This is a genomic window from Chitinophaga sp. (genome assembly GCF_035538455.1).
Classification (GTDB): Bacteria; Bacteroidota; Bacteroidia; order Chitinophagales; family Chitinophagaceae; genus Chitinophaga.
The window spans coordinates 1-9,264 of the sequence record NZ_DATLKJ010000233.1 but is presented as its reverse complement, the minus strand read 5'-3'; the positions used below and the strand labels follow the sequence as shown (position 1 = coordinate 9,264).

11 protein-coding genes are annotated in these 9,264 nt (G+C 46.2%); 6 read left to right on the top strand and 5 right to left on the bottom strand.

Annotated features, from left to right (window positions below; genetic code table 11):
* The 6 genes from VM802_RS27335 to VM802_RS27310 form a co-directional block, all read left to right on the top strand.
* Window positions 1-803: aldehyde dehydrogenase family protein (locus VM802_RS27335; RefSeq protein ID WP_325536746.1), on the top strand; the 803-nt coding region annotated here is incomplete at its 5' end.
* A gap of 162 nt (window positions 804-965) precedes the next feature.
* Window positions 966-1,922: a type I pantothenate kinase gene (gene coaA, locus VM802_RS27330; RefSeq protein ID WP_325536744.1), complete on the top strand. Its 957-nt coding sequence runs from the start codon at window positions 966-968 to the stop codon at window positions 1,920-1,922.
* 1 nt (window position 1,923) lies between these two features.
* A complete protein-coding gene (locus VM802_RS27325; protein ID WP_325536742.1) occupies window positions 1,924-2,502 on the top strand; it encodes a Crp/Fnr family transcriptional regulator in 579 nt (192 codons plus the stop codon).
* A gap of 76 nt (window positions 2,503-2,578) precedes the next feature.
* Window positions 2,579-3,028, top strand: a complete 450-nt coding sequence (locus VM802_RS27320) for a DoxX family protein (RefSeq protein WP_325536740.1) — start codon at window positions 2,579-2,581, stop codon at window positions 3,026-3,028.
* Window positions 3,029-3,076: 48 nt separating this feature from the next.
* Complete coding sequence (locus tag VM802_RS27315) at window positions 3,077-3,835, top strand: MBL fold metallo-hydrolase (protein ID WP_325536738.1); 759 nt, start codon at window positions 3,077-3,079, stop codon at window positions 3,833-3,835.
* A 157-nt stretch (window positions 3,836-3,992) separates the two neighbouring features.
* Window positions 3,993-5,048, top strand: a complete 1,056-nt coding sequence (locus tag VM802_RS27310; RefSeq protein ID WP_325536736.1) for an aldo/keto reductase — start codon at window positions 3,993-3,995, stop codon at window positions 5,046-5,048.
* Between the two features lie 103 nt (window positions 5,049-5,151).
* Here the strand turns inward: VM802_RS27310 and tssD are convergent, their stop codons facing one another.
* From tssD to VM802_RS27285, 5 genes are all read right to left on the bottom strand, one after another.
* The gene (gene tssD / locus VM802_RS27305) at window positions 5,152-5,538 is read right to left on the bottom strand and encodes a type VI secretion system tube protein TssD (RefSeq protein ID WP_325536734.1); all 387 of its coding nucleotides are present in this window, start codon (window positions 5,536-5,538) and stop codon (window positions 5,152-5,154) included.
* Window positions 5,539-5,725: 187 nt separating this feature from the next.
* A complete protein-coding gene (tssO, locus tag VM802_RS27300) occupies window positions 5,726-6,241 on the bottom strand; it encodes a type VI secretion system TssO (protein ID WP_325536732.1) in 516 nt (171 codons plus the stop codon).
* 84 nt (window positions 6,242-6,325) lie between these two features.
* Complete coding sequence (locus VM802_RS27295) at window positions 6,326-7,501, bottom strand: hypothetical protein (protein WP_325536730.1); 1,176 nt, start codon at window positions 7,499-7,501, stop codon at window positions 6,326-6,328.
* Window positions 7,502-7,511: 10 nt separating this feature from the next.
* The gene (locus VM802_RS27290; protein ID WP_325536728.1) at window positions 7,512-8,369 is read right to left on the bottom strand and encodes a TssN family type VI secretion system protein; all 858 of its coding nucleotides are present in this window, start codon (window positions 8,367-8,369) and stop codon (window positions 7,512-7,514) included.
* A gap of 111 nt (window positions 8,370-8,480) precedes the next feature.
* Window positions 8,481-9,264: hypothetical protein (locus VM802_RS27285; protein WP_325536726.1), on the bottom strand; the 784-nt coding region annotated here is incomplete at its 5' end.

Genomic DNA, 9,264 nt, shown 5'->3' with positions numbered 1-9,264 from the left:
CTTCAAAAGATATAGAGCCAATCATTGCAGATCCGCGTGTACAGGGCGTTACGCTCACCGGCAGCACACCCGCCGGGAAAAGTGTAGCTGCGCTGGCCGGCAAGTACATCAAGAAAACAGTACTCGAACTGGGCGGCAGCGATCCGTTCATCATTCTGAAAGATGCAGATCTCGAAGCGGCTGCCAAAACCGCTGTAAGAGGAAGAATGCAGAATGCAGGCCAATCTTGCATCGCCGCCAAACGCTGGATCGTTGAAAAAGGAGTAGTCCCCGCTTTTACAGAAGAAGTGCGCCGCATATTAAGCGCTCTCAAACAGGGAGACCCTACGGATGACAATACCAACATGGGGCCTATGGCCCGCCCCGACCTCGCAGAAGACCTGGGCCGGCAGCTGCAGGAGAGTATCAACCAGGGGGCAAAGCTGGAATTGGGTGGAACCTTTGAAGGATGTAACTTTGCGCCCACCCTGCTCAGCGGGGTAACCAGGGATATGACCGCCTTTAAAGAGGAAACATTCGGTCCATTGGCTGTCATCATTGAAGCGGCTGACGAACAGGATGCTATTGCGCTGGCCAACGAAACACCATTCGGCCTCGGCGCTGCCCTCTGGACCAGCGACCTTGACAAAGCTGCACGCCTTGCCACACAGATAGAAAGCGGCAATGTGTTCATCAATGCGATGGTTCGCTCGGATGCACGCCTCCCCTTCGGAGGTGTTAAGCAATCCGGCTATGGCAGGGAGTTATCAATGGAAGGCACACATGAATTTTTGAATGTAAAAACGGTGTATATCCAACAATAAAATATTTTTAAATTTTGGAATTTCGGGATTTTGGAATTTTAATTTATGCGATGATCAGCAAGGATTGTTTTTAATAATGCTGGTATTCGCAGCATTTAAAATTCCAAAATCCCGAAATCCCGAAATCCCAAAATCCCAAAATTTAATCTGTAATTTCTGATAATGACCACATCACTGAAACGCGACCACTACACTCCCTATATCTCTTTCTCCCGCAAAGAGTGGGCTGAAAGGAGTGGTGATGCTATGCTGCAACTTCATGACTATGACCTGGAACAATTGCATGGCATGAACGAACCATTGACACAGGAAGAAATATCACAGGTATATCTCCCGCTGGCACATTTGCTTCATTTGTATGTAACTTCTTCCCAGCAACTGCACCTGGCGACCAGTAGCTTCCTCAGCAGCCAGGCGTTGAAAGTTCCATATATCATTGGTATTGCGGGTAGTGTGGCCGTAGGTAAAAGTACCACCGCCCGCGTATTACAAAAACTATTGCAGGCCTGGCCTAATCATCCGCGCGTAGACCTGGTTACCACCGACGGTTTCCTGTATCCAAACAAGGTACTGGAATCCACTAATATCATGAACAGGAAAGGATTCCCTGAAAGCTATGATATCAAACGGCTGATACATTTCCTTGCAGACGTAAAATCCGGCAAAGAAAAAGTAGCCGCACCGCTCTACTCCCACCTCGAATATGATGTGCTGCATGGTCAGCTGCAATGGATAGAACAACCAGACATTGTGATCGTGGAAGGGGTGAATGTATTACAGGTAAAACCACGCCAGCAGCAGAAAGATCCGGCTGTATTTGTGTCCGATTTTTTCGATTTTTCCATCTATGTGGATGCATCGGAGAAGGATATCCGAAAATGGTATATCGCGCGTTTTGAATCATTGCGCAAAACAGCCTTCCAGAACCCTGAATCATTTTTTCACCGTTATGCACATCTCTCTGATGCTGCGACGCTGGAACTGGCTACACAGATCTGGGAAGACATCAACAAACCTAATCTCGAACAGAATATTGCACCTACACGCTACCGTGCCGGCCTGATACTGGAGAAAGGTCATCACCACTTTGTACAGTCTATTAAACTGCGAAAAACCTAACATGTACAACCTGGATACGATGCAACAACAACTGGAAACGATGGTACCGGAAAGCCGGCAATCCTGGCCCCAGTTCAGCAAGATCCTTCATCCGGTGGGCTTCGCCGCGGGTGAATATTTGTCGCAACCCGGTAAAGTAGCCGATGCTATCTTTTATATTACATCAGGCATCGTCCGCGCATGCCTGATGTATAACGACAAAGACATCAGCCTGGACTTTGCTTTTCCTGGTAACTTCACTTCCTCTTATGCATCCTTTATCAGGCAGGCGCCTGCCGAAGTGGGTCTGCAAGCCATTGGCGATGTAACTGGGTATGCATTCTATCATGACGATATACACGGGTTGTATGATACCTGCCATATATGCGAACGGATGGGCAGAGCCGTTGCAGAGCAACAATACCTCCGTAAATATCAGCGGGAGCTGTCTTTCCTTCAATACAGCGCACAAGAGCGATACCTTCAGCTGCTGGCGGAGCATCCGGAAGTAGTGCAGTACATCTCCATCAAACAAATTGCATCCTTCCTGGGGATAGAGCCTGAAAGCCTTAGCCGTATCCGCAAGAATATCCGTTCCTGACCATTACCTAACATTTGTTATGATGAGAACTGCCGGAAGTTGATGACCTTTGTATCATCAAAAAAACATCATACTTATGGCTTTTCTTTCCGGGCTATGCTGCATAGGATTATTAATGCTGGGCATAGGTTACGTTTTTCATATTCCATTTCTCCAGGTATTGCAGCACGATGCACGTATAGCCGCTGCTGTTATGTTCATGCTGATTGGTTACTTTCATCTCGCCAAACCTGACAAGCTCACTTATATGGTGGAAGGCATGCTGCCGTTTCCACGCCTGCTGGTGCTGGGAAGCGGCGTACTGGAGATATTACTGGGCGCAGGGCTGCTGATACCCGGCATGCAACAGTATGCGGCCACTGGCCTGATCATCCTGCTGGTCATGATGTTTCCTGCCAATATACGTGTAGCCGTGAAGAAGCTGCCTGCTCCCGGCGGGCTGCCTGCAAGTAGCTGGTATACCTCGAGCCGTCTCCTTTTTCAGCCTGTATATATTCTTTGGATCTGGTGGGCAGTACACGTATAGTAGATGATTAGTGCGTATATTCATCCCCGTTATCTAAATTTTCCTGCCATGCGAATACAATTTCTGCGTAACGCAACCTTACTGATAGAATGGAATAATAAACGGATACTCGTGGATCCCTTACTGGGTGCAAAAGGCAGCTACGATCCTGTTGCCAATACAGCCAATGAAATACGTAATCCAACCTCGGAGCTACCGCTGACGCCAGCCGCTTTGCAGACCGTGCTCGCTGCGCTTGATGCGGTGATTGTAACGCATACACACCGCGATCACTGGGATGCAGCTGCACAAGAGTTACTGCCTAAAAATATTACTCTTTTCTGTCAACCTGAAGATGAAGAAAAGATCAAAGGCCAGGGCTTCACACAGGTGATTCCCGTGAACGATACGCTCACATGGGAAGGCATTTCCATGCACCGTACCGGCGGACAGCACGGCACCGGCGAGATTGGGAGGAAAATGGCGCCTGTATCAGGTTTTGTATTGAATGACGGACAAAACAGCCTGTATATTGCCGGCGACACGATCTGGTGTGGAGAAGTAATGAATACACTAGACACCTACAAGCCCACTTATACTGTTGTAAACGCAGGCGCAGCCCAGTTTGTAACAGGTGATCCCATCACGATGACAGCCAATGATGTTATAAATGTAATCAATCACACTGCCCGTACAAAAGTGATTGCAGTGCATATGGGCGCTGTTAATCATTGCTTCCTCACCCGCGAAGCGCTTGCTGTTGCGGTGAATGCACAACAGCTCTCCTGCTTCATTCCCGAACAGGGCGACTGGATTACCTTATCGTAAACAAAGAAACGTTATCATAGGAACGGTCTTGCCAGATGTGGCGGGACCGTTCCTTTTCTATCATTAGTACAGTATTTTCCTTTAATTGTACAACATATTTCAACTGTAATATGTTGATCTTTGCGTAGTATTTTGATAATGACATAAAAAGTATACAATGGAGTATAGACAATTGGGGGCCTCAGGATTATTTGTTCCGGTGTTAAGCTTTGGTACTGCTACATTTGGCGGCAGTGGGGATTTCTTCAAAGCATGGGGAAGCACGCAGGTGGAAGAAGCGAGCCGCATGATTAATCTCTGCCTGGATGCGGGCGTAAATTTGTTTGATACTGCAGATGTTTATTCCAATGGGATTTCAGAAGAGATACTTGGAAAAACGTTGGAAGGAAAGCAGCGCGATAAAGTGCTGATCTCCACAAAAGCTACTTTCACGTTTGGCGATGCGCCTAATAACCAGGGGTCTTCCAGGCTTCATCTGTTAAAGCAGGTTGAAGGCAGTTTAAAACGTCTCAATACAGATTACATCGATATATACCATATGCATGGTTTTGATGGTAACACACCAGTAGAAGAAACATTGAGAACGTTGGATGATCTCATTCAGAGCGGGAAGGTTCGTTATATCGCCAGCTCCAATTTTTCAGGATGGCATCTGATGAAATCGCTGGCCATATCTGAAAAACATGGATGGAATAAATACGTGGCTCACCAGGTATATTATTCTTTGTTAAACCGGGAATATGAATGGGAACTGATGCCGCTGGGCATTGATCAGAAAGTAGGCGCTATTATCTGGAGTCCGTTGGCGGCGGGGCGTTTGAGCGGAAGATATGGACGTAATAAACCTGTTCCGCAGGATGGTCGTGTAGCTCAGGGTGGTAGTCCCGTTCCGCAGGCAGTAATCCCCGATGAAGTATTTTACCGTATTACAGATACGCTGGATGAAATTGCTGCAGAAACGGGTAAATCACCTGCACAGATTTCTATCAACTGGTTGCTGCAAAAGCCAACCGTATCGAATATTATTATTGGTGCACGCACAGAAGAGCAATTAAAACAAAACCTGGAGGCTGTGGGTTGGAATCTTACTGCTGAACAGGTGAAGAAACTGGATCAGGCGAGTGAAACGCCGACTATCTATCCTTACTGGCATCAACGTCAGAACCTGACACTGAATCCGACGCCGGTGACTTATTACAATGAACATGCATAACCATTGATAACTAGTTTTATATCTCTCATCGGTATAGAACTGAAACAAAAAAGGGGCCTTCTTACGAAGGTCCCTTTTTGCATTAAATGATGTTCGGGAGTTATCACACCCACTCATTAACATGCTTGGCGTTACCCATGCTAATTTCACGGGCAGAAATGGTGAAGGTGATTACCATTGGGTTATCGCTCTTGTAGTCGAAAGACTCTTCGAACCTAACCAGGTAACCTTCTTTGAATTCCAAAGATTTCAGTTTGGAATCTGTGTCTCTTTTGTAGAACGTGATGGTACCATCTTTTCTTTCAAAGTTGTTTACCATCCATTCGAAGAGCTCTGTTTTACCTGTTGACTCTACGGTCATTTTGATGCGTCCGCCACGCGTAATTGCTGAGGGGCGGCCTGTAGCATCTGTCTCCTGGTTGAGATCATAAGCAACGTGTTGAACGTTGTACTTCTCACCACCAACTTCGAGAATTGATTTGAAGGACATGTGGGTTAAATTTTAAGGTTACAATAAAGAATAAAACCAATTAAAAAAGTATAAAGTATGAACTTCAAATTTAGGGTTTAATTTGATTTTAGTCAAGATTCCTAATGATAAATTTTCCCACGTTAACAAATAAAAAATATAATGATGTTTAAATAGTTAATGATGGGTAAAATACACGGCTGCGGCCTCAGTGCGGTCTTGTCTGTAACATCATTTTGTAGTTATCCAGTTCACGGCTTGTAATATCCAGTTTACTGGTAAGTGAGGCAACCTGCTCCTTCAGGTTTGCAATAGTCTGCTGGGAGTTTTGTGCTTCACGCAGCTGCTGTTTGGACTGCAGCAGTGACAAACAGTTGTTAATGACATTATCATAGAAGCCATAATGCGTTACATCTTTGGGGATAGAATTTCGCATATCTAATAGTACGGCAGCAACCACGTTTTCTATATAGCTTGCATTCTGATTGGGGGTATTAATGGAATCAAGGTTATGCCTTACCTTATCGAGCTTTTGCAGAAACTCAGCCTGAAACGCTTGCTCCTGGCGAAAAGTGCTAAGTTCTTTACGCAGCGCGGCATTCTCTCTTGCAGGTACCTGGTAATTAAAAAATACAGCCAGTACAAAAAGTGATACAGTTATAACAAAAAATAACAGGAACCACATAAAGGAAATATTTCTCTCCTGTCTGTTCAATACTTGCATGTTGGATCTTCATTTTTGCTGTTGGCGCGTGGCTTTCAGCGGTTTAAAACTAGTAGTGAAGTATATTTTCTCGGATGATTAACATCAGTCAGTGAAGAACCATCTTTTGGTTTTATGTTTCTTCAGGTATTCTGAGTCTTCTGCCGATTCTTCTTTCACAAAGATGTTGCTGTCTTGCTTGCGGCCAATATAATCAAGCCTGCTGAGGCTTTCAAACAATTTACTTACAGCCCTTACAAAAGGTATCATCGGTTGCAGGCATTCTCTTACATCCAGGTGTTTGTAACGGATATTAGCGCAGTTGACCATCAGGTTTTCCAGCTCACCCTGGCGTAGCTCGCACCATTCAGAGAGATAATTGAGCAGCTCTTCCTTACCAGCGCCGGCGCGTAGATCGATCGCATTCTTCATGGTACGTGCAAGTCCTGCAATGACTTCGAGCATCTGTGCCGGTGGTTGATTCAGGGCCAGCCAGCGGAACTGTGTGATGCGGGTACTGAGGAACTGTACCATCTTTTCGGTGGTATATAATACTACTAATGCGAGGTCATTATTCTGGTTGCGGCCATATATCTTCTGTACGATGTGCACGCCGTACAGTTCCATTTGTCCGAGGAACTGATCCAGTTCATGAAAGAGATCTATCAGTGCGGGATGCGCGCTGACGATACTGCAAGGCGGAATATAATCGTCTTCCATCTGCGGGCGACCATCTGGTACAGTGATCTTGGCAAGCGCCATCTGGTAGCTGCCCAGCTGGCCCTGTGGCAATTGCGAGGCGGGCACTACATAAAGACTATATTCAGGCGTTGCGTAAGGCAATCTTGGCGGGTCTTCTTCCAGTAAAGGTTCTCCGCTGGGTTGTCTGTTAAACGGATTCACCTGTATAAGTACGTAGTATACCGATTCAGTATGATTGGGATCCCATGTGTAAGTAGCTTCCGGGAAAGTGGTGGCATACTTCAGGGAATGTACGGTATGCTCAGGTATTTCAATGCGGCCACCACCGGGTGTTACGGCGCGGCATTCCGTGAGCTTGATGCGCCATTGATGCTGATTGTCGCTTACAAACCAGCAACGCAGTGCTTCCTTGTTATCTCCTTTGGGTACGAGGAGGCCGTAGTTGAGTGCATGCAGTCCGGTTGAGAGTGCATCGCGTATCTGATCCAGCATTGCATTTTCAGTTTCAATGAAATGCTGTTTCTTTATCTTCATTCCGTCTACCCAGTTAACGGGAAAATGTTTTAATGGCTCCGCCATAACGTTTCATTTAGGATAACATAATTCTGTTGCAGATAATCACACTGTTTTCTTTGATGCCATTCATGAATACGGCTTTGTCGGGGTCCAGCGTTTTTGTGGCGGCACCAAACCACCTTGGTTTGAGGTGGAATACCCATCCGTATGCTTGTCCGTTGCTATCTACAAAGTCGATCGGTGTATTGGGATAACGGTCATTATAGTCATTAATGAAGTGATAAAACAGATCGCCCAGATCCATTTTGATAGGCGTTCTTGCGCGGAAGTAGGTACGGCTGTAGTCGCCATGCGCTTTTTCCATTTCCAGGCCGATTACGATGAGATCTCTCATATCGTCGTCATTGACCTCCGGCACCTCCTTATACATCGGATATTGCCACCATTTATGCACTTTAACGGGTATTGTCATCATCCGCTCGAATGTTTTGTACACGAAGGTGGGCAATACGAAGCAGAACATACTGGTGAGCATGGGATAATAAAGGAATTCTTCTTTATCCAGGAAGCGGTTCACCAATACGAAACCGACACCGCCGAAGAGCCATATGGCAACTATAAAGGCGAGTTCTGAGCCGAGTGTGTTTTCGTTGGCCCAGAAGCGTGTATACATGAAATGACAGTGAACAACACCCAGTCCCAGGAACCATACTTCATAGAACAGGTACTGGTTCATCAGGTTGCGGTGGGTGAACAGGAAAGGGATGGAAGCTATAACGGCAAATATCAGCGTTGCACCGACAAGATACCACAGGGCTTTCTTTTTGAAAAGGCTGAAGTTCTTGATGTACCTGCTGAGTAATGCCACTATGATAGAGCCAATGGCCATTACGCCGGCCAACATAATGTAGAATTTAGCTGTGTATCTCATAGTTCTTCTGGTATGTCAAGGTTTTTCGGTTTTTGGGTTTCTAACATATGGCATTTTTTTAAGCGTTAACAGTTGAGCAAAAATAGTTCCCATTTCATTGTGACAATTAATTTAAAGGAAAAAATTATATCCCATAATACCTTGCGCCGGTTGCCTGTCTGACATGATAACTTTCTTCTCATCAGCATGCGGTTCCAGTACAGTGGACACGTCAGCGTCAAAGGGGAAAAGGTATCCATAGCAGGTTTCCAGCAACTTACCATATGGCTGCCACGGCAGATAGTCGTATATCCGTTGCCGTTGCAGCGGCCCTACTGTTACTACGATGCGGGGCATATCCGTATAAAAGATTTCTCCTGCCATGGTATCCATGCCCAGGGTACATTCTCCCAGCGGTACGCTGCTGCCGGCTACCATTGCCTTGGGTTGCCGGTCCCACACAATATCTATGTCCTGTTCCAGCACCAGTTGCAGGCATAACTTCACCATTGGTATATTGCCGGCAATACGGTGCATATAAGGTAACAATTTCACCAGCCTGTTGGCCGCAGCCCGGGGCAATCCTTCCGGTAACTCCCAGAATTCATGGAACAGCTGATCGGCATCTTTCCCGAACACGTCAAACAACAGATGCTTCTCCCTCCGTTCCAGGAATACGCGCTGCAGGAAAAACTCATTCTCCAGCGGTTGAAAAAAACGGCGGGCCTGCTGTTGTTCCTGCTGCTGTCTTTTATAACGGGCCACCATTTCCACCGTGCCGGTTTGCCTGCCCTTCTGCTGCTGTGAAAATTCATGGAAAATACCTTCGGGTAAACGATCATAGATACCGTCACGCGATAAAGACAGGTTGATAAAAGGCTGATACGGCTGACTGTCGTCCAGCTTCACCTGAAGT